At 61.7% G+C, this 18,753-nt stretch carries 18 protein-coding genes; 7 read left to right on the forward strand and 11 right to left on the reverse strand.

What is annotated here, in order from left to right; translation table 11 throughout:
* Positions 1–13 precede the first annotated feature (13 nt).
* The 6 genes from EI969_RS18275 to EI969_RS18300 all read right to left on the reverse strand — a co-directional run bounded on the left by EI969_RS18275 (position 14) and on the right by EI969_RS18300 (position 7,887).
* Entirely contained in the window at positions 14–724 is a 711-nt protein-coding gene (locus EI969_RS18275) for an ABC transporter permease (RefSeq protein WP_160389030.1), read from the reverse strand.
* Positions 721–1,449 carry an ABC transporter permease gene (locus tag EI969_RS18280; protein ID WP_007971646.1) on the reverse strand — a complete coding sequence of 243 codons (729 nt, stop codon included), beginning with the start codon at positions 1,447–1,449 and terminating at the stop codon, positions 721–723. Before EI969_RS18280 ends, EI969_RS18275 begins: the two co-directional genes overlap by 4 nt.
* Positions 1,450–1,505: 56 nt before the next feature.
* Entirely contained in the window at positions 1,506–2,288 is a 783-nt protein-coding gene (locus tag EI969_RS18285) for a transporter substrate-binding domain-containing protein (protein WP_103394468.1), read from the reverse strand.
* A gap of 225 nt (positions 2,289–2,513) precedes the next feature.
* A complete protein-coding gene (locus tag EI969_RS18290) occupies positions 2,514–4,184 on the reverse strand; it encodes an ATP-dependent DNA ligase (protein ID WP_160389031.1) in 1,671 nt (556 codons plus the stop codon).
* Positions 4,184–5,215 carry a ligase-associated DNA damage response exonuclease gene (locus EI969_RS18295; protein WP_160389032.1) on the reverse strand — a complete coding sequence of 344 codons (1,032 nt, stop codon included), beginning with the start codon at positions 5,213–5,215 and terminating at the stop codon, positions 4,184–4,186. The genes EI969_RS18290 and EI969_RS18295 overlap by 1 nt, the downstream gene beginning before the upstream one ends.
* A 221-nt stretch (positions 5,216–5,436) precedes the next feature.
* Positions 5,437–7,887, reverse strand: coding sequence for a penicillin acylase family protein (locus EI969_RS18300; RefSeq protein ID WP_160389033.1), 2,451 nt, complete (start codon positions 7,885–7,887; stop codon positions 5,437–5,439).
* A gap of 194 nt (positions 7,888–8,081) precedes the next feature.
* Here EI969_RS18300 and EI969_RS18305 point away from each other — a divergent pair, with 194 nt between their 5' ends.
* A complete protein-coding gene (locus EI969_RS18305; RefSeq protein WP_160389034.1) occupies positions 8,082–8,639 on the forward strand; it encodes a cysteine hydrolase family protein in 558 nt (185 codons plus the stop codon).
* Positions 8,640–8,738: 99 nt separating this feature from the next.
* On the opposite strand, the gene EI969_RS18310 is transcribed toward EI969_RS18305, so the two are convergent.
* The 4 genes from EI969_RS18310 to EI969_RS18325 all read right to left on the reverse strand — a co-directional run bounded on the left by EI969_RS18310 (position 8,739) and on the right by EI969_RS18325 (position 10,502).
* Positions 8,739–8,945 carry an SEC-C metal-binding domain-containing protein gene (locus EI969_RS18310; RefSeq protein ID WP_008056806.1) on the reverse strand — a complete coding sequence of 69 codons (207 nt, stop codon included), beginning with the start codon at positions 8,943–8,945 and terminating at the stop codon, positions 8,739–8,741.
* On the reverse strand, positions 8,942–9,436 hold the full coding sequence (locus EI969_RS18315; RefSeq protein WP_160389035.1) for an LEA type 2 family protein: 495 nt from the start codon (positions 9,434–9,436) through the stop codon (positions 8,942–8,944). Before EI969_RS18315 ends, EI969_RS18310 begins: the two co-directional genes overlap by 4 nt.
* A 78-nt stretch (positions 9,437–9,514) precedes the next feature.
* A complete protein-coding gene (locus tag EI969_RS18320; protein WP_160389036.1) occupies positions 9,515–10,000 on the reverse strand; it encodes a YchJ family protein in 486 nt (161 codons plus the stop codon).
* Between the two features lie 4 nt (positions 10,001–10,004).
* Positions 10,005–10,502, reverse strand: coding sequence for a DUF6231 family protein (locus tag EI969_RS18325; protein WP_160389037.1), 498 nt, complete (start codon positions 10,500–10,502; stop codon positions 10,005–10,007).
* Between the two features lie 189 nt (positions 10,503–10,691).
* Between EI969_RS18325 and EI969_RS18330 the strand changes: the two genes are divergently transcribed.
* The 4 genes from EI969_RS18330 to EI969_RS18345 all read left to right on the forward strand — a co-directional run bounded on the left by EI969_RS18330 (position 10,692) and on the right by EI969_RS18345 (position 13,367).
* Positions 10,692–11,381, forward strand: a complete 690-nt coding sequence (locus EI969_RS18330; protein ID WP_150718621.1) for an OmpA family protein — start codon at positions 10,692–10,694, stop codon at positions 11,379–11,381.
* 91 nt (positions 11,382–11,472) lie between these two features.
* A complete protein-coding gene (locus EI969_RS18335; RefSeq protein WP_160389038.1) occupies positions 11,473–12,189 on the forward strand; it encodes an OmpA family protein in 717 nt (238 codons plus the stop codon).
* A gap of 148 nt (positions 12,190–12,337) precedes the next feature.
* Positions 12,338–12,616 carry a DUF1145 domain-containing protein gene (locus tag EI969_RS18340; protein WP_150718619.1) on the forward strand — a complete coding sequence of 93 codons (279 nt, stop codon included), beginning with the start codon at positions 12,338–12,340 and terminating at the stop codon, positions 12,614–12,616.
* Positions 12,609–13,367 carry a collagen-like protein gene (locus EI969_RS18345; RefSeq protein WP_160389039.1) on the forward strand — a complete coding sequence of 253 codons (759 nt, stop codon included), beginning with the start codon at positions 12,609–12,611 and terminating at the stop codon, positions 13,365–13,367. Before EI969_RS18340 ends, EI969_RS18345 begins: the two co-directional genes overlap by 8 nt.
* 70 nt (positions 13,368–13,437) lie before the next feature.
* On the opposite strand, the gene EI969_RS18350 is transcribed toward EI969_RS18345, so the two are convergent.
* Complete coding sequence (locus EI969_RS18350; protein ID WP_160389040.1) at positions 13,438–13,902, reverse strand: CopD family protein; 465 nt, start codon at positions 13,900–13,902, stop codon at positions 13,438–13,440.
* 98 nt (positions 13,903–14,000) lie between these two features.
* Between EI969_RS18350 and dinG the strand changes: the two genes are divergently transcribed.
* Both dinG and EI969_RS18360 read left to right on the forward strand, forming a co-directional pair.
* Complete coding sequence (dinG, locus tag EI969_RS18355; protein ID WP_160389041.1) at positions 14,001–16,145, forward strand: ATP-dependent DNA helicase DinG; 2,145 nt, start codon at positions 14,001–14,003, stop codon at positions 16,143–16,145.
* 96 nt (positions 16,146–16,241) lie between these two features.
* Positions 16,242–18,734, forward strand: a complete 2,493-nt coding sequence (locus EI969_RS18360; RefSeq protein ID WP_160389042.1) for a beta-galactosidase — start codon at positions 16,242–16,244, stop codon at positions 18,732–18,734.
* The last annotated feature ends 19 nt before the right edge of the window (positions 18,735–18,753 follow it).

The following is an 18,753-nucleotide window of genomic DNA, read 5'->3' on the forward strand; positions in this document are numbered from 1 at the left end:
AACTGGTTGAGACCTAGTGGGTCGGCCCGAGGAAGGCCAGCCATCGGCGTTCGGCAAGGCGGAACAGGCCGACCAGCGCAAAAGTGACGGTCAGGTAGATCAGCGCGGCGATGCCGAACGACTGAAAGGTCAGGAATGTCGCCGAGTTGGCGTCCCGTGCGACTTTCAGGATGTCCGGGATGGTCGCTGTGAACGCCACGGTGGTCGAGTGCAGCATCAGGATCACTTCGTTGCTGTAGTAAGGCAGCGAGCGACGCAAGGCCGACGGCATGATCACGTAGGCATACAGCTTCCACCCGGTCAGGCCATAAGCTTTGGCCGCTTCCACTTCACCATGGTTCATGCTGCGAATGGCCCCGGCGAAGATCTCCGTGGTGTAGGCGCAGGTGTTCAGGGCGAAGGCCAGGATGGTGCAGTTCATCGCATCGCGAAAGAATGCGTCCAATACCGGCTGCGCCCGGATGGCGGCCAGGCTGTAGATCCCGGTGTAACAGATCAGCAGCTGGATATAGAGCGGCGTGCCGCGGAACAGGTAGGTGTAGAACTGCACCGGCCAGCGAACATAGACCCGCGACGAGACCCGGGCGATGGACAGTGGAATCGACACCAGGAAGCCGAAGAAAATCGACGCGCTGAGCAGCCACATCGTCATGGCCAGGCCGGTGATGTTGTTGCCGTCGCTATAAAGGAAGGGTTTCCAGTATTCCTGCAGGAGTTCGATCATCGTACGGCCTCCCGTGTACCGGCGGAGTAACGGCGTTCAAGCCAGCGCAGGATGAAGTTGGACGCGCTGGTGATCACCAGGTAGATCAGCGCGGCCAGCACCAGGAAATAAAACAGCTGATAAGTACTTTTACCGGCGTCCTGGGCAGCCTTGACCAGGTCGGCGAGGCCGATGATCGACACCAGGGCGGTGGCCTTGAGCATCACCATCCAGTTGTTGCCGATACCCGGCAGGGCATATCGCATCATCTGCGGGAACACCACGATCCAGAAACGCTGGCCGCGCTTGAGGCCGTAGGCGGTGGCCGCTTCGACCTGGCCTCGCGGGACGGCGAGAATCGCGCCACGGAAGGTTTCAGTGAAATACGCACCGTAAATGAAGCCCAGGGTGATGACCCCGGCGCTGAACGGGTTGATCTCGATGTATTCCCATTCCATGTAATCGGTAAACGAGGTCAGCCAGGTTTGCAGGCTGTAGAAGATCAGCAGCATCAGGACCAGGTCCGGAACGCCGCGAATGAGTGTGGTGTAGAGCTGGGCAGGCACGCGCATCAGTTTGACTTTTGACAGCTTGGCACTGGCGCCGAGCAGCCCGAGCAACACGGCCACCAACAGCGATAACGCCGACAACTTGATCGTCATCCAGGTGCCTTGCATCAGCAGCGGACCGAAGCCCTTGAGGCTGAAGGCAGAGAGCCCCAGATTTTCTAATAGGTTTTCGAACATAAATCAGCAACCTGATCGGATGAAAAAAGCGCCCATCGCGAGATGGGCGCCGGGCATTATTTGCCGCTGTACAGATTCAGATCGCCAAAGTGTTTCTTCTGAATGGTGGCGTAGGTGCCATCATCGTGTAACGCTTTGATACCTTTATCCAAAAGTGCTTTCAGCTCGGTGTTACCTTTCTTAATGCCGATAGCTGTTTTGGCCGGCAGCAAAGCGTTGTCGACCGGCTTGCTGACGTCGTAGTCGGCACCCTGTGGCGACTTCAGGAAGCCCAGTTCGGCTTGCAGCATGTCCTGGATGCCTGCGTCGAGACGACCGGAAGTCAGGTCGGCGTAGACCTGGTCCTGGTTGGCGTAGGCCTGGGTTTTCACGCCGGCCTTGTCCAGAACGGCTTTGGCGTAGGCTTCCTGAATGGTGCCTTGTTCGTAGCCGACGGTCTTGCCCTTGAGCGAGGCGACGTCTTCGGTCACGCCGGAACCTTTCTTGGACACGTAGGCGGTTGGGCCGGAGAACAGCTCGCTGGAGAAGTCGATGACTTTTTCACGGGCTTCGGTAACGGTCATCGACGAGATCACGCCGTCGAATTTATTGGCTTTGAGGCCAGGGATCATGCCATCGAAGTCACTTTCGACCCACTTGCACTTGACCTTCAGCTCGGCGCAGATCGCGTTCCCCAGATCGATGTCGAAGCCCACCAGGTTGCCATCGGCCGCTTTCGACTCGAACGGTGCGTAGGAAGGGTCAACGCCGAAACGCAGTTCTTTGTATTCTTTCGCCATGGCGGAGCCAGCAGCCATGCACAACGCCAGTGCAGAAAGGGTCAGCAATGCTTTTTTCATTATTCAATCCCTAAAACCAATATGAGCGCTTGTGGCGCAGAATTATTGTTACTGGAAAGCGTAAGACCTGTTGAAAGTAGCAATTTCCGAACCAGAGTGCCGAACAAGCGTTTTAAAAGGTGTCTGGAAATAGCCGGAGACAGATTTATGCACGAAAACGGGCGCAGGGAAATGGCCGCACCCGTTCGGTTCAAAAAGAAAAAATATCGAGGGTGAAAAGAGGGCTTAGCTGAGCAGGTTTTGCAGGGTCGCCAAGCTGTCTGCATCGTCGACCGACTTGTCTTTGCGCCAGCGCAACATCCGCGGAAAGCGCACGGCAATGCCGCTTTTATGGCGGCGGGAGAGGGCGATGCCCTCAAAACCCAATTCAAACACCAGGCTTGGCTCGACGCTGCTCACGGGCCCGAACTTTTCCACGGTGGTCTTGCGCACGATGCTGTCGACCTGGCGGATTTCGTCATCGCTCAGCCCGCAATAGGCTTTGGCAAACGGCACCAGTGTGCGCTCGCTGGCATCTGGCGGGCCGTCCCAGACGGCGAAGGTGTAATCGCTGTAGAGGCTGGCGCGGCGTCCTTGCCCCCGTTGTGCGTAGATCAGCACGGCGTCAATGCTGAACGGGTCGACTTTCCATTTCCACCAAACGCCCATGTCCTTGGTCCGGCCGACGCCGTACAAGGCATCGCGGGCCTTGAGCATGAGGCCCTCGACACCGAGGCTGCGGGATGCTTCGCGCTGGCGGGCGAGGTCGAGCCAGGTCTCGCCGGTCAACAGGGGCGAGAGGTGCAACCGCGGGTTGGCACAGTCACCGACCACCCATTCCAGTTGCGCGCGACGCTCGGCCTGAGTGCGGTTGCGCCAGTCTTCACCCTGCCATTCGAGCAAATCGAAGGCGAGCAGCACCACCGGCACTTCATCGAGGATCTTGCGGTCCAGGGTTTTGCGACCGATGCGTTGTTGCAGGAGGGCAAAAGGTTGCGCTGCCGGTTCAAACGCCTTTTCGGTGCCGGTTGGCGCAGATTTCCAGGCGACGATCTCGCCGTCGATCACCGTCCCGTCGGGAAGGCCCAGAATCAGGCTGTCCAGTTCAGGGAAGCGTTCGGTCATCAACTCTTCACCCCGCGACCAGATCCACAGGCGCCCGCCGCGCTTGATCACCTGGGCGCGGATGCCGTCCCATTTCCATTCCGCCTGCCAGTGCTGGACTGGGCCGAGCAGCGCTTCGAACTGCTCCACGGGTGGCGACAACCCATGGGCGAGAAAAAACGGATAGGGCTGGCCGCCACGCTGGGCGTGTTCATCCGCGGATTCGGCGGCGATCAGTTTCAGGTAATGGCTGGCGCTGGGGCGATGAGTCTGGTCGGTGTAACCCACCAGCCGCTGCGCCACGCGTTTGCTGTCCAGATGCGCCATGGCTGCCAGGGCACGGGTGACCAGCAGTTTGGAGACCCCGACGCGAAAGCTGCCGGTGATCAGTTTGATGCAGACCATCAGGCTCAGGCGATCCAGTTGCGCCCACAGCTCTGGCAACCTTTGCGAGAGCGATTGCGCGGTTTCGCCGCGCAGTGACAGCAATTTGTCTTCGACCCAGGTGGCCAGCCCATCGGTTGATCGGTGCGGCACTTCGGGCAGAACCAGCGAAATGGTTTCCGCGAGATCACCGACGGCCTGGTAACTTTCTTCGAACAGCCATTCCGGCAAACCGGAAAACTCCACCGCCAGCTCGCGCAGGACGCGCACGGGCACCAGTTGCCGGGGCCGTCCGCCCGACAGAAAGTACACCGCCCATGCGGCATCCTCCGGCGCGGCATGGGCGAAGTAGTGTTGCATCGCCGCCAGTTTGGCGTTGTTCGAGGTGGAGGCATCGAGTTCGGCGTACAGCTCGGCGAATGCTTTCATCACAGCACCTCGGCCAGCTCGGCTTCGGCCAGGGCAATGTCCTCTTCGTCTGCGCCGTATCGGGTTTCGAACGCCATGGCATCGAGCCCCTGCTCGCGCAGATGGCGTACCAGGGCGCCGGTCGAGCCATGGGTCACCATGACCCGTTCGGCACCGGTCTGTTCAATGGCCCAGAGCAATCCTGGCCAGTCGGCGTGGTCGGACAGGACGAAACCTCGATCCACTCCGCGCCGCCGGCGCGTGCCGCGCAAACGCATCCAGCCACTGGCGAAACCATCGCTGAAACAGTCGAACCGCCGCATCCAGCCGCTATTGGCCGCCGAAGGTGGTGCGAGCACGAGAGCCTTGCGCATCATCGGGTCGCTTTTTTTGATGTCGGCGGCAGGAATCGTCGGCGGCAGATCAATCCCCGCTTCGCGGTAGATCCCGTTCACCGGCTCTACGGCGCCATGCACGAGGATGGGCCCCAGCTGCGCGTCGATGCCATGGAGAATGCGCTGGGCCTTGCCGAAGGCGTAACAGAACAGCAGGCTGGTTTTTTCCACCGCTGCATTGGCTTGCCACCATTGATTGATCTCGGCAAACACTTGCGCCTGGGGTTGCCAGCGGTAGATCGGCAGGCCAAAGGTCGACTCGGTGATGAAGGTGTCGCAACGCACCGGTTCAAACGGTGTGCAGGTGCCGTCGGCTTCGGTCTTGTAGTCCCCGGACGCCACCCAGACTTCTCCACCGTACTCCAGGCGTACTTGCGCCGAGCCGAGCACGTGGCCGGCGGGATGAAAGCTGAGGAACACGCCATGGTGCAGCAGGCGCTCGCCATAGCGCAGGGTTTGCAGGTCGATGTCCTGGCCCAGTCGCGCACGCAGAATGGCCTCGCCGGGTGCTGCCGCCAGGTAGTGCCGATTGCCGGCGCGGGCATGGTCGCCGTGGGCGTGGGTAATCACGGCGCGCTCGACCGGCCGCCACGGATCGATATAGAAGTCGCCGGCGGGGCAGTACAAGCCTTCGGGACGCGAGATAACAAGGTCCATGGTGTTGCCAGAATGGGGGGACTTGTTAGCTATGAGGTTGGCGCGCAGCGAGAAGTTCTATTTGTTTTCCGGGGACCAGTATCGGCCCCTGTAGGAGCGAGCTTGCTCGCGATGGATTCAAGAGCGCCGCGTTTATCCAGCAAATACGCGTTAACGTTAACGACCATCGTCGGAACGCCGCCCGGAACTAGCTCGCCCCCACATTAGGCGGGGGTTTCAACTTACTTGCCGGGTGTCAGCGTCAGTCGATTCTTGCCATAGGCATTGTCGAAGTTCTGCGGCTGAATCGGCAGGCTCATGTATTGACCCTTTAACCACGGGTCGATGCTGTTGAAGTAGTTCGGGCTGGCCGGGTTGCCGGATTGACCGGTGCCGTTTTGCGCCATCAGCGGTTCGGACTGGCCGAAATCGACGATAAAGCGCATGGCTGGCGCCAGCGTAGTGTTGAAATCCTGGCCCCAGGCAAAGGCGGCGGTGTTGAGCGTGGTGTGGTCGCCACCGGCCGGCAGCGGACCGCGTACGACCTGGCCGCTGCTGTTCTTCCATTCATAGCGATGCAGTTTGCCCCATTGCCAGGCTTTGTGATCGGCGCCCAACTGGCTGTCGCCGGCGCTGATCGCGGCGGCAAGGCTGCGCGCGAGGATGGCCGGTTTGTCTTCTTTCTGCGCGGTGCGCACGTCATCCCAGAACGGGCTGTCCTCACGCCCGAGCAGGTGATCGGCCTGGGCTGCGTAGGACAACTTGCCATCGGTGACAAAGGCTTTCCACGCCGGGCTGCTCTCCGGGCCCAGTTCATCGAGGAAGATCTGCCGGGTGCTTTCCTGCAGGAACAGTTCGTAGATGGCCGCATCGGTGGAGGCCGGGCCGAGCTTGCCGTCGAACGCCATCAAGCGGCTGTAGGCTTCGTGAGCCTTGGCGCGATCGGCCGCCGGCAAGGCGTCCATGGCTTGTTTGAGCGGCTGGGCCATGCCCGGCGCTTCGAACATTTTCTTCAGCTTGGCAGCGAAAGTAGTGGTCTGGTCGTACTGCATGGCGATCACGCTGCGGCTGTCGTGCTTGCCTGCGCCGGCCAGTTCGGCCAGGCGCTCGCCGCGCTCCGGAGCGGCCCAGGAATTGGACAACTGCATGCCGTAGCCATGGGGAATGACCCGCTGGTTGGCGGTGCCGAGCCAGCCTTGGGCCGGGTCCTGGTCGTAGGGGTGCAGCATCGGGTCGGCGTAACCGTCCCAATCGTAACGGCCTTCCCAACCCGGTGAGGGCAGCAGGCCTTCGCCTTCACGGCGGTTCGGGTAACGACCGGTGACTTGCCAGCCGATGTGGCTGGCATCGGCGAACACCAGGTTCACCGCGATGGCGCGGATTTCACGGCTGGCATCCGAGGCTTTCTCGACACTCTGGGCACGGGACAGGTCGAAGAACGCGTCCAGGCTCTTGTCGTCGGTGAAGCTCGGCATCTGCAGGGCCAGGCCGAAGCCATTGGCCAGCGTGCTGCCCTGGGCGCTGTTGAGCAACGGGCCATGGCGGGTTTCATACACGGCTTCGCGAATCGGGCGCTGGCCTTTGACGAAATAGGTTTCGTTGCGCACGATCGCCGGCTGCCATTTCCCGGCGTTTTCGTAGGTCAGGCCGTTGCCCTGGCGCTTGATCTTTTCCAGAAACAGGTCCTGGTTGTCGCCCATCACGGACGTCATGCTCCACGCCACTTTGCCGTTGAAACCGCCCAGCACCATCGGCAGGCCCGCGATGGTCACACCGGACGCCTGATACTTCGGTGCGCGAATCTGCACGTAGCTGAACAACGAAGGCACGCCCAGCGGGCCGTGACTGTCACTGGCCAACAGGCTCTTGCCGCTGCGGCTGCGTTGCGGGGCGATGGCCCAGTTGTTCGACGAGGCAGCGCCCGGCAGATTGAGGTCCGCCAGTTGCCCGGTGGCCTTACTGAGTTCGGCCAGCCCCGGCACTTGCCCGTTGAGCTTGATTCCTTGCAGTTTCTCGCTTTCGGCGAGCGGCAGTTTTTCGTCCGGAGCCGATGGCGTCAGCCACGCGAGTTTGTCGGTAGTGACGGTCTGGGCCAGCACCAGCGAGGAAATTTCTTCCGGCAGGTTGGTCGACTGGCTGAAGTTCAACAGGCAGAAAATCAGCGCCGAATCTTCCGGCTGCCAGTATTCAGGCTTGTAGCCGGTGGCCGCGAGGTCCGCCGGCAGTTTGTCGCGGTAGCGGAACAGGTAGGCGTTGACGCCCCGCGCATAGACTTCGAAGAAACGCTTGAGGCGCGGCGAAGAGGCCTTGTACAACTCGCCCGCACTTTTCTTCAGGTTGACCGCGCGCATGTAGCGGTCGGCATCCAGCAGGTCCGCACCGTGCATCTCGGCCAGACGGCCCTGGGCCAGCAGGCGCAGGGTGACCATCTGGGTGATGCGGTCGCTGGCATGCACGTAACCGAGGCTGAACAGCGCGTCGTGGAAGCTGTTGCTTTCGATCAGCGGCATGCCCATGGCATTGCGGCGCACCGAAACGTTCTGTGCCAGGCCCTTGAGCGGTTGTACGCCGGAGGCCGGCGGCAGGGTGTCCTGGGCGTTGTAGGTCTGACAACCGGTCAGGCTCAAGACGCCGGCCACTGCTGCGGCAACGCCGAACCGGGGTAGAAAATGAGTAAGGGCTGGCGAGGCCATGGCAAAGCTCCTGCGGGGGTAGAGGCGGCGGCGCGCAATAAAGGCGCTACGTTAGTGAGCGGGAGGTGGCCGTGCAAGCGGGGTGCAAGGTTATTTCAGGATTTGTCTGATAAACCGAAAAAAACACCGCCTTGCCGCTCGCAATGGGTGATGCTGAGGTGCGATACGGTCAACAATCCCGGAGAACAGGCGGCATGGAGCTCAAGGCAAACGCGGCACTGATCATCATCGATCAACAAAAAGGCATCCTGCATCCCAGGCTCGGCCGCCGGAATAATCCCCAGGCTGAAGAGCGCATGCTGGAATTGCTCGGCCATTGGCGGCGCACCGCTCGGCCGGTGATTCATGTGCAACACCTGTCCCGCTCGGAGGACTCGGTCTTCTGGCCGCAGCAGTCGGGGGTGGAGTTTCAGCAGCGGTTCGCGCCAATGACCGGTGAGCGCCTGATCCAGAAGCAGGTGCCGGATGCGTTTTGTTCGACTGGGCTGGAGGCGCAGTTGCGCGAGGCGGGGATCGGGCAGTTGATCATCGTCGGTGTCGCGACCCACAACTCGGTGGAGTCCACGGCGCGCACCGCGGGCAACCTGGGGTTTGATACGTGGGTGGCCGAGGATGCGTGCTTTACCTTCGACAAGGCTGATTTTTTCGGCCATGCCCATAGCGCCGAAGAGGTGCATGGGATGTCGCTGGGGAATTTGCACGGCGAGTATGCGACGGTAGTCAGCGCTGCATGTGTATTAAAGGCTGACTGAAAAACCTGTAGGAGCGAGCCTGCTCGCGAGGGTGTGTCAGCGACACAGATGTCGACTGACAGTCCATCGCGAGCAGGCTCGCTCCTACAGGGGAATGCATCAAGCGCCGTGGCACTTCTTGAATTTCTTGCCGTTGCCGCATGGGCACGGATCGTTGCGGCCGACGTCTTTCAGGGCATTGCGCACCGGTTCCTGGTGAGCGTGGCCGCAGTTCGGACCGTGGACATGACCGTGGTCGTGATCATGCTGGTGATGGTCATGATCGTGGTTGCAGTCAGGGCCGTGAACGTGGGGTTGCTGGGTCATCGGTGTTGCTCCGGAATTAAATCGGCGGCGATTATCACGCCATTGCGCGCCAGGTGCACGTAGTGGGCGATGAATATACCGGTTTCCAGTTCACCTTCCAGACGATAGGGAATGGGTTGATCGGCTTTTTTCAGCAGTTTGGCCATTTCACGGACTTTGGACCACAGGTTGGTGCGGATCGGCACCTTGAAGTAAGCGCTGTGCCGGGGGCTGATGGTGAACCAGTGTTCGTACTCGCCGTCGGCCAGCAGAATGTCGCCCAGGTGAATGCGGTATTCCAGGCTGCGCACCGTCAGTTCGCTGTCGTTGGGGTTGTCGATGCGAAAGTGCAGGAGGAACTTCTGTTCCAGCAGTTTGGCGCTGACCACCTCGACTTTCACCAGATGGACCTCGGGGTCCGGCAGGTCGTCGTCGAACCATGAGGCACAGCCGCCGAGTCCCAGAGTCAGGAACAACGTGAGCAGACAGCGTGCGCCGCAGCGGATGATCATCGTTCCATTTCTCCCTTGAGCCCCGGTCCAGACCCAAAAGATCGCCGCCTTCGGCGGCACCTGCGGGGTGCACAGGCATTACATCTCCTGGCTGCTGAAGTACCCCGCGCAACACTTCTTGAACTTCTGCCCGCTCGCGCACGGACAGGCGTCATTGCGTCCGGCCTTGAGCTGCACGGTGGGGTCGATGAAATACCAGCGACCGGTGTTCTGCACAAATGACGAGCGCTCGCGGTGACTGTGCTCGCCATTGCTGTCGTGCCAGCGCGCGGTGAAGGTCACGAAAGCATGTTCAGGCTGGCCACCCAGCACTTCGGAGCTTTCCACCTCAAGGCCCAGCCACGTACTTTGCGCGCTCCAGTCGCTGATCGATTGACGATCCAGGCCGGCCTGCTGGGCGGGCAGGGTGGTGGCCACCAGATAGTCGACCAACCCCAGCACGTAGGCGCTGTAGCGCGAGCGCATCAAGGCTTCGGCGCACGGTGCCGGGTGCCCGGCATGATAGTGACCGCAGCAGGCGTCGAGCAGGGTGCCGCTGCCGCAAGGGCAAATGGATGTACTCATTGCATTACCACCAGTATTTCCCGAAGTTTTCCGGATTGGCCCAGAAACGCGAGTTGAGCCAGTCGGGGACCTGCTTGTATTCAAGCAGATCGTAGGTAAACAGGGTCAAGACCTGTTCATCCCGTTGAAAGCGCTCGCTGGCTTGCAGGGCCAGGGAGAAAAAGTCGGTTTCCTGCCAGCCACAGGCCGACAGGTCCGCCAGCACGGCGATGCGGCTGGCGTTGAGGTTGCGGATGCCGCCCAGCAGGTTCAGGCCGTCGCGCTTGGGCAAATGCTCCAGGCAATCGACCGCCAGGGCCAGGTCGAAACGGCGGGCCGCCAACTCGTCGGGCAACGGCCCGGGGGCCGCGAAAGCGACGCTGCTGTCCGGGTGCGCGAGCTTGAACGCCTCCAGTGCCGGGAACTCACTGGCGCCGATCAACAACAGGCGCGCGGGGGCATATCGGTCAAGTAACGCAGCCAGTGCCTGTTGTGGTGTGCGTGAAGAATTACCTGCAATCATCGAAGATCCTCAATCAGATCTGCCAAGACTAGCCTGCCCTAACGTTCGGGCCTAGAGCGCCCTGACGACAAAAGCGCCAAGCTGCCGTTAATACGCGAATAAACAGCATGGCCTATTGCTGGCGGAGTTTAAAACTCGGGTCTTTACTACCTGAATCGGTTCTAAGCCGATCCCTCAGGAGAAAACTAGATGAGCATAGTTCGGACAGCATTACCCTTGGTTCTGCTAACCAGTGTGTTGACTGGTTGCGCAGGTTTGCAGAAAACCGACTGGCCGACCTGCGCGGCAGTCGGTGGTGTCGTGGGCGCGGGCCTCGGTGCGACCGAAAGCTCGGCATGGGCAGGGTATGGTGCTCTGCTCGTCGGCGGTACGGCAGCGGCTTATTGCTGGGTTCACGGTGATGGCGACGAAGACGGCGATGGTGTGCCGGACAGTCGCGACAAGTGCCCAGGCACGCCAAAAGGCGTTCAAGTCGATGCCAACGGTTGCCCTCCACCGGCACCTGTGGTCGAAGAAGCGGTTGTGGTCAAGGAAGAAACCATCGTCATTCGCGATGTTCACTTCCAGTTTGATAAAGCCACGCTTACCTCGTCCGACAAACAAGTACTCGACAAGATTGCCACTCGCCTGAAAGCCGAAGCCCCGACTGCCCAACTGACCGTGACCGGCCATACCGACAGCGTGGGCAGCGACGCCTACAACCAGAAACTGTCGGATAAACGCGCCCACTCGGTGGTTGAGTACCTCATCCAGGAAGGCGTACCTCGCAGCAACTTCGTCTCGGTTGTCGGTGCCGGTGAAAGCCAGCCGGTTGCGGACAACAAAACCGCTGACGGTCGTGCACAGAACCGTCGTACGGAAATCAAAATCCAGCGTTAAGCCCCCCTCGCATCCGCGCCTTGTGCAGTCGCGGATGCGGGTCTTTACTCCTGTGTAACCGGTATTGGCCGGTGACACAGGAGCTTTCAATATGATCGTTCTCACAAGGACCGTCTTGCCGGTTCTGCTACTTGGCAGCCTCTTGACCGGCTGCGCGACCCACAGTGATGGCACTGCCCCCCTCAATCAACGCACCTGGCCAATCTGCAGCCTCATCGGCGGCCTGGTCGGCGGTGGCCTGGGCGCAATCGAGAGTGGCGCCTGGGCCGCGGGCGGCGCGGCGCTGGGTATCTTGTCCGGCGGCTTGATCTGCTATGCCCAGGATGGCGACGAAGACGGCGACGGCGTTTTCGACCGGCGTGACCGTTGCCCTGACACGCCCGCCAATACCCCGGTGGACCATCGCGGTTGCGCGCTGCCGCAGTATCCGGCCAGCGTCGCGCCTGAGCCTGCGCAATCGGAAGTCATCACCTTGAGCGATGCCGGCGACGTGCTGTTTGCCTTCAATAAATCCGACCTGACCCCGACGGCGAAGAGTCAACTGGATGCGTTGATGAGCAAGTTCGAGGATGCCAGTGTGGTCAGCATCAAGGTGGTTGGTCATACCGACAGCGTCGGTTCGGATGCCTATAACCAGGCCTTGTCGGAGCGACGCGCCAGCAGCGTGGCGGAGTACTTGTTCAGCCAGGGTGTGGCGCCGAACAAAGTCACCAGCGAAGGCAAGGGCGAGAGTCAGCCGATTGCCGACAACGGGACGGATGAAGGTCGTGCGAAAAACCGTCGCGTGGAACTGCATATAAACCGCTGAGCCAAGAGATAGAGCCGTCGAGCGACAGTAGTAAACGCGTCGACGGCCGTTCGGCGGCCCTCATGAAGATTTTTCCGTTGCCCTCTGGCTTATCCCGCGTGGAAGCCGTTACTGTGCGTGCAAACAATAAATCTCATCGGGGGCGCGTATGAAAGTCTTATGGGGGCTAGGTCGGTTGTTGACCTTGCTTTTCTGGTTGGTGGTGCTGGTCAATCAGCTCATGCCATTGGTCTTTCCGCTGCATCCGTTGGTCAATCTGGCCGGCGGCCTGTTGGGGTTCATCCATCTGCTGGAAGCGCTGCTGTGCTATCGCAGCCTGCGCGGTCGCGCCCATCCCTGGCTTGACCGCCTGAAAATCCTCATTTTCGGCGTATTCCACCTGCAAACCATTCCAGCCCCCACCGCTTCTAAGGCTTCCCATGCGTAAACTCTGTCTGCTCGCCGCACTCATCAGCCCATTGGCCAGCGCACAGGTGGTGAGTGTCGAACCCAACTCGCTGATGCGCTTGCCCAACACCGCCAGCACCCTGCAACTGGAACGCCTGGAGGTGGCCGATTACGGCACCTTGCTGATTCCCTCGAACGTCACCGAAGTCACCGTGGGTGAATTGCACCTGGGGCGTGAAGCGCGCATCGCCATCGTGCCGGCGGAACAGGCGCTGGCGCTGAAGGTGCGCCGGGCCGATTTGTCCGAAGGCAGCCAGATCACCTCCCGTGGTGCCCCGGGTACCTATCACAAGGCCGCCCGCTCCGGGCGCACTCTCGATTTGCAGATCAAGACACTGAACGCACCGCAATTGAACGTTGATGCGCGTGGCGGTGCGGGTGCACCGGGGTTTGTCGGCCTCGATGGCGCCAACGGCCAGGAGCCGGGCTGCACGTGGGGACAGGCCGGTCGCGGTGCCGATGGCAGTGATGGCAGCAATGGTCAACCGGGTGCACCGGGGGCGCTGGTCAAACTGTCGGTGCCGCACGACTTCCCGGCAGACCGGATCAAGGTTCAGGTGGCTGGCGGTGCCGGTGGCCTGGCCGGCCCGGGTGGCAAACCGGGCGCGGGTGGCAAGGCCAAGGGTTGCCTGATCTACAAGGCCGATGGCGGCAAGAGCGGTAAGCCTGGGGCTGATGGTCAGCCGGGGCCGGAAGGCGCGACGGGTTCGGTGACAGTGCAGCGCATGTAAGCAACACCGAGAGCCCTGTGGTGAGGGGGGCAAGCCCCCTCGCCACAAAAAGCCCTCTACCGCCCATTCTTCAAAACATCGGCCGAGCCGCCCCAATCACCACCACAGCCAACCCCACCAACAGATTGATCCCCACCAACCGGCGAATCCGCCCCAGCACAGCCGCTCCTGCCGGCCAATCCTGCCCGGCCACGGCCGTGCGCAACTCCGGCAGCATCAACGCCTGGATACGGATAAACAGCGCGGTCATCACCACGTACAGCCCCATCATCACCTGCACATAACGTGGCGCAGTTTCAAAGCCACCGAAGTGCATGTGCAGCATGCCCACGCCGCTGACCGGCAACAGCACGACTGCCACCCAGACCCAGCGGAAAAAACCTTGAAACACTTCTACCCACAGCTTCAACCGGGCAGGGCCCTCCAGTGCCGTGATCGCTGCGGGGCGCAGGACCATCCAGGCGAAAAACATGCCGCCGACCCAGACCAGGGCCGCCAGTACATGCATGCTATAAATGAGGCTAAAAGGTGTCATTGGGGTACTCCGTTCTGCGCGGGATTCATTAGCGGGGTATGATAGCGGCCGAACCGAACTACTGAAAATTTATCCAGCGTTTTTGCGCCCGAAAATTCATGATCAGCACTGAACTCAAAACCACGATCCAGGGCGCCTACTCGCGTTTTCTCGAAGCCAAGAGCCTCAAGCCGCGCTACGGCCAACGCCTGATGATCGCCGAAATCGCCAAGGTCCTCGGTGACATCGACACCGACGACGAAGGCCGGCGCAGTGGCGACCCCGCGATTGTCGCGGTGGAAGCCGGCACCGGTACCGGCAAGACCGTGGCCTACAGCCTGGCGGCAATCCCGACCGCCAAGGCCGCGGGCAAGCGCCTGGTGATCGCCACGGCCACCGTGGCCCTGCAAGAGCAGATCGTCTACAAGGACTTGCCCGACCTGATGCGCAACAGCGGGCTGAACTTCAGCTTCGCCCTGGCCAAGGGACGCGGGCGCTACATGTGCCTGTCCAAGCTCGACATGTTGCTCCAGGAAGGCCACGCGCAGACCGCCACGGCGCAGTTGTTCGAAGAAGAAGGTTTCAAGATCGAGGTCGACGAGGCCAGCCAGAAGCTGTTCACCAGCATGATCGAGAAGCTCGCCGGCAATAAGTGGGACGGCGACCGCGACAGTTGGTCCACCGCCCTGGAAGACGCCGACTGGGCGCGCCTGACCACCGATCACAGCCAGTGCACCAACCGCCATTGCCCGAACTTCGGCCAGTGCGCCTTCTACAAGGCCCGCGAAGGCATGGGCAAGGTCGATGTGATCGTCACCAACCACGACATGGTCCTGGCCGACCTGGCCCTGGGCGGCGGCGCCGTGCTGCCGGACCCGCGCGACACCATCTACGTGTTCGACGAAGGCCATCACCTGCCGGACAAGGCCATCGGTCACTTTGCCCACTACACACGCCTGCGCTCCACCGCCGACTGGCTGGAAACCACCGCCAAGAACCTCACCAAGCTGCTGGCCCAGCACCCGTTGCCGGGCGACCTGGGCAAGTTGATCGAGCAGGTGCCGGAGCTGGCGCGGGAGATCAAGACCCAACAACAGTTCATGTTCACCGCGTGTGAACAGATTGCCGACTTCAAACCCGGCGAAGACGTCGAAGGCCGCGAGCGCCCGCGTCACCGTTTTGTCGCCGGGGTGATTCCCGAGCACATGCGCGAGATGGGCATCGAGCTGAAAAAAGGCTTCGCCCGTCTGACCGACCTGTTCACCCGCCTGACCGACCTGCTCAAGGAAGGCATGGACGGCGAAGTCAACATCGGCATCGCCAGCAACCAGGCTGAAGAGTGGTATCCACTGTTCGGCAGCCTGTTGTCGCGTTCTTCCGGCAACTGGGAGTTGTGGACCGCCTTCACCGTCGAAGACCCGGAAGACAACCCGCCCATGGCGCGCTGGCTGACCCTGGCTGAAAGCGGCTCGCTGTTCGACATCGAGGTCAACGCCAGTCCCATCCTTGCGGCGGAAATGCTTCGCCGCAACCTGTGGAACGTGGCCTACGGCTGCCTGGTGACCTCGGCGACCCTGACTGCCCTCGGCACCTTCGACCGCTTCCGCATGCGTGCCGGCCTGCCGAAAAAAGCCGTGACGGCGGTGGTGCCAAGCCCGTTCCATCACGCTGATGCCGGTGTGCTGCGGGTGCCGAACCTGAACGCCGATCCGCGTGATGCAGCGGCGCATACCGCCGCGATCATTCGTGATCTGCCTGAGCTGGTCGAAGGCTCGCGGGGCACGCTGGTGCTGTTTTCCTCGCGTAAACAGATGCAGGACGTGTTCGACGGCCTCGACCGCGACTGGCGCAAGCAAGTGTTCATCCAGGGCAACCTGTCGAAACAGGAAACCCTGAACAAGCACAAGGCGCGGGTCGATGGCGGGGACTCCAGCGTGTTGTTCGGCCTGGCAAGCTTCGCCGAAGGGGTCGACTTGCCCGGTGCCTATTGCGAGCACGTGGTCATCGCCAAGATTCCGTTCTCGGTGCCTGATGATCCGGTCGAAGCGGCCCTGGCCGAATGGATCGAAGCGCGCGGTGGCAATCCGTTCATGGAAATCTCCGTACCGGACGCCTCGCTGAAACTGGTCCAGGCCTGCGGCCGCTTGCTGCGTACCGAAGAGGACCGCGGCACCATCACCTTGCTCGACCGGCGCCTGGTGACCCAGCGCTATGGCAAAGCCATCCTCAACGCCTTGCCGCCGTTCCGTCGAGAAATTTCCTGAAACACCGGTGGGCAGTTTTGCCCGCCGCGTTGTCTATCTCTCTGCCACCGCTTTTCCACTGGCCCATTGAAGGTCGTTAGGGAGAATTTCGTTCTCATGATTTGCCGTTCGTTGCCTGCTGTTTTTGCCCTGATGTTCGCAACACCTCTGCTGGCCGCTCCCGCGAGCCAGCAGACGCTGTTCAACTTTGTGCGCCCCGCCGACGTGGTCCAGGTGGCGACTCAGGACGCCAGCCTGCCGCAATCCAACGCCGAGCAAACCGCCGAGGGCGAAGTGCTGCGCCGGGTGACGTTCAACCCGGTTGCCCGCCCGACTTTGCGCCTGACCCCGCAAACCGGCGCCTGGGACTGGTCGCAGTCCGGCGTGATGAGCCTGCGGATCCAGAGCGCGATGAACTGGGACTTGACCCTGTACGTGACCCTCCAGAGCAACGACGGCAAGACCCTGGTCAGCCGCGTCGACTTGCCGGCGGGGCCTGCGCAGACCCTGTTGGTGCCTTTGCAGGCGACATCGCCGCTGAGCCTGGGCATGAAGGCTGGCCCGCCGATGCCGATGACGGTTGATGGCCAGCGTGTGTTGCTGGCCAGTAGCGCCGGTGAGCTGGATCGCAGCCAGGTGGTAGCGGTGAGTTTGTCGATGGACCAGCCGAAAGCCGCGCAAAGCATCCTGCTGGAGCGCTTTGGTGTGCAGGGCGGTGAGTCGGTCACCCAGGCCGTTTACGGTGGATTGGTGGACGCCTATGGCCAGTCGACCCGGGCCAAATGGCCGGAAAAAATCAGCAACGACGAACAGCTCAAAGGCGCCGCCGGCAAGGAGCAGCAGCAGCTGAAAACCTGGCTGGCCGAGCGTGAGAAGTCGTCCCTGGACAAATTCGGTGGCTTGACCAAAGGCCCGTCGTTCAAGGCCAGCGGTTTTTTCCGCACCGAGAAACGCGATGGTCGCTGGTATCTGGTGACGCCTGAGGGGCACCCGTTCTACTCCCTGGGGGTCAATACCGTGGCCCCGGATGTCAACCAGACCTATGTTGCCGGTCGCGAGTGGATGTTCGAGTCCCTGCCCAAGCCCGACGAAGCGCTGGCCAGCCACTACGGCGAAGGCGACAACCGGGGCGGCAACGGTGTCGATCAGGGCCGCGGCTACAATGCCGGGCGCTGGTACGACTTCTACGCTGCCAACCTGCAACGCCTGTATGGCGATCCTTGTGCGTTGGGCAGCGCAACCAAAGCCGGAGTTGCCGCGGCGGCCAAGGCGGATGCGGTTGAAGCGACAGCAGCCAAGGCTGCGGAGCAACCCGTAGCGCCTGCAGCTGCCGAGTCCGGTGTCGCCGAAGCCGCCAAGACTGAAGCGACGACAGCGCAAGCCGCTGAGCCAAAATCTGTCGAGCCGTGCAAGGCGCTGTTCGACGAACAACGCTGGGCCAGCCACACCCTCGATCGCTTGCAGGCCTGGGGCTTCAACACCATCGGCAACTGGAGCGCCCCGGTACTGGGCAACGCTGATCGCGTGCCCTACACCTTGCCGCTGTCGATCGTCGGCGACTACGCCAGCATCAGCACCGGTACCGACTGGTGGGGCGGCATGCCCGACCCGTTCGACCCGCGTTTCGCCATGGCCACCGAGCGTGCCGTGGCGATTGCCGCCCGCGATCACCGTGACGATCCGTGGCTGATGGGTTATTACGCCGACAACGAACTGGCCTGGGCCGGTCCCGGCGATGATCCGAAAGCCCGTTATGCCCTGGCCTACGGCACTTTGAAAATGACCACCGATGTGCCAGCCAAGCGCGCGTTCCTCAAGCAACTGCGTGACAAGTACCGCAATCAGGCGGGCCTGTCGAAAGCCTGGGGCATTGACCTGCCTGCCTGGGAGCTGATGGAAGACCCGGGATTCGTGCCGCCGCTGCCAAGCGCCGAGCATCCGGAAATCGAAGCAGACTTCAAATACTTCCAGAAGGTCTTTGCCGACACCTATTTCAAGACCATCTCCGACTCACTCAAGTGGCACGCGCCAAACCAACTGCTGCTCGGCGGCCGTTTCGCCATCAGCACACCGGAAGCCGTGGAGTCCTGCGCGCAGTATTGCGACGTGTTGAGCTTCAACATGTACACCTTGCAACCACAGGACGGTTACGACTTCGCCAGGCTGCGCAGCCTGGATAAACCGGTGCTGATCACCGAGTTCAATTTCGGCTCGGCTGATCGTGGCCCGTTCTGGGGCGGTGTCACGCCGCTGGCGAAGGAGGAGGACCGCAGCGCGGCGTATGCCAATTTCCTCAAGCAGGCACTGAACGAGCCGTCGATTGTTGGCGTGCATTGGTTCCAGTACCTCGATCAACCGGTCACCGGACGCCTGCTTGACGGTGAAAACGGTCACTTCGGGTTGGTGGGCATCACCGATCTGCCGTTCCAGGGTTTTGTCGACAGCGTGCGCAAGAGCAACCTGGCGACTGTCGAGCAATTGGGCAAAGAGGCCGAGAAGGCCGCGGCCGCCGCCGACAAAACCAGCCACGACGCCGAGGGCGGTCGCAAGGCCGAGGCCGGCAAGGGGCCGGGGAAGGGCGCCGGTGGGCATTCCGGCCAAGGTCATTAATCGCTGAAACCGCGTCATC

This window comes from Pseudomonas sp. PB101 (assembly GCF_009764265.1).
Taxonomy (GTDB): Bacteria; Pseudomonadota; Gammaproteobacteria; order Pseudomonadales; family Pseudomonadaceae; genus Aquipseudomonas.

Bases quoted from the DNA above. Each gene is read 5' to 3' on its own strand.
- EI969_RS18345 (WP_160389039.1), top strand. From the start codon at position 12,609: ATGCGTAAACTCTGTCTGCTCGCCGCACTCATCAGCCCATTGGCCAGC.
- EI969_RS18280 (WP_007971646.1), bottom strand. From the start codon at position 1,449: ATGTTCGAAAACCTATTAGAAAATCTGGGGCTCTCTGCCTTCAGCCTC.
- EI969_RS18320 (WP_160389036.1), bottom strand. From the start codon at position 10,000: ATGAGTACATCCATTTGCCCTTGCGGCAGCGGCACCCTGCTCGACGCC.
- EI969_RS18340 (WP_150718619.1), top strand. From the start codon at position 12,338: ATGAAAGTCTTATGGGGGCTAGGTCGGTTGTTGACCTTGCTTTTCTGG.
- EI969_RS18330 (WP_150718621.1), top strand. From the start codon at position 10,692: ATGAGCATAGTTCGGACAGCATTACCCTTGGTTCTGCTAACCAGTGTG.
- EI969_RS18300 (WP_160389033.1), bottom strand. From the start codon at position 7,887: ATGGCCTCGCCAGCCCTTACTCATTTTCTACCCCGGTTCGGCGTTGCC.
- EI969_RS18325 (WP_160389037.1), bottom strand. From the start codon at position 10,502: ATGATTGCAGGTAATTCTTCACGCACACCACAACAGGCACTGGCTGCG.
- EI969_RS18305 (WP_160389034.1), top strand. From the start codon at position 8,082: ATGGAGCTCAAGGCAAACGCGGCACTGATCATCATCGATCAACAAAAA.
- dinG (WP_160389041.1), top strand. From the start codon at position 14,001: ATGATCAGCACTGAACTCAAAACCACGATCCAGGGCGCCTACTCGCGT.
- EI969_RS18360 (WP_160389042.1), top strand. From the start codon at position 16,242: ATGATTTGCCGTTCGTTGCCTGCTGTTTTTGCCCTGATGTTCGCAACA.
- EI969_RS18295 (WP_160389032.1), bottom strand. From the start codon at position 5,215: ATGGACCTTGTTATCTCGCGTCCCGAAGGCTTGTACTGCCCCGCCGGC.
- EI969_RS18310 (WP_008056806.1), bottom strand. From the start codon at position 8,945: ATGACCCAGCAACCCCACGTTCACGGCCCTGACTGCAACCACGATCAT.
- EI969_RS18350 (WP_160389040.1), bottom strand. From the start codon at position 13,902: ATGACACCTTTTAGCCTCATTTATAGCATGCATGTACTGGCGGCCCTG.
- EI969_RS18285 (WP_103394468.1), bottom strand. From the start codon at position 2,288: ATGAAAAAAGCATTGCTGACCCTTTCTGCACTGGCGTTGTGCATGGCT.
- EI969_RS18275 (WP_160389030.1), bottom strand. From the start codon at position 724: ATGATCGAACTCCTGCAGGAATACTGGAAACCCTTCCTTTATAGCGAC.
- EI969_RS18290 (WP_160389031.1), bottom strand. From the start codon at position 4,184: ATGAAAGCATTCGCCGAGCTGTACGCCGAACTCGATGCCTCCACCTCG.
- EI969_RS18335 (WP_160389038.1), top strand. From the start codon at position 11,473: ATGATCGTTCTCACAAGGACCGTCTTGCCGGTTCTGCTACTTGGCAGC.
- EI969_RS18315 (WP_160389035.1), bottom strand. From the start codon at position 9,436: ATGATCATCCGCTGCGGCGCACGCTGTCTGCTCACGTTGTTCCTGACT.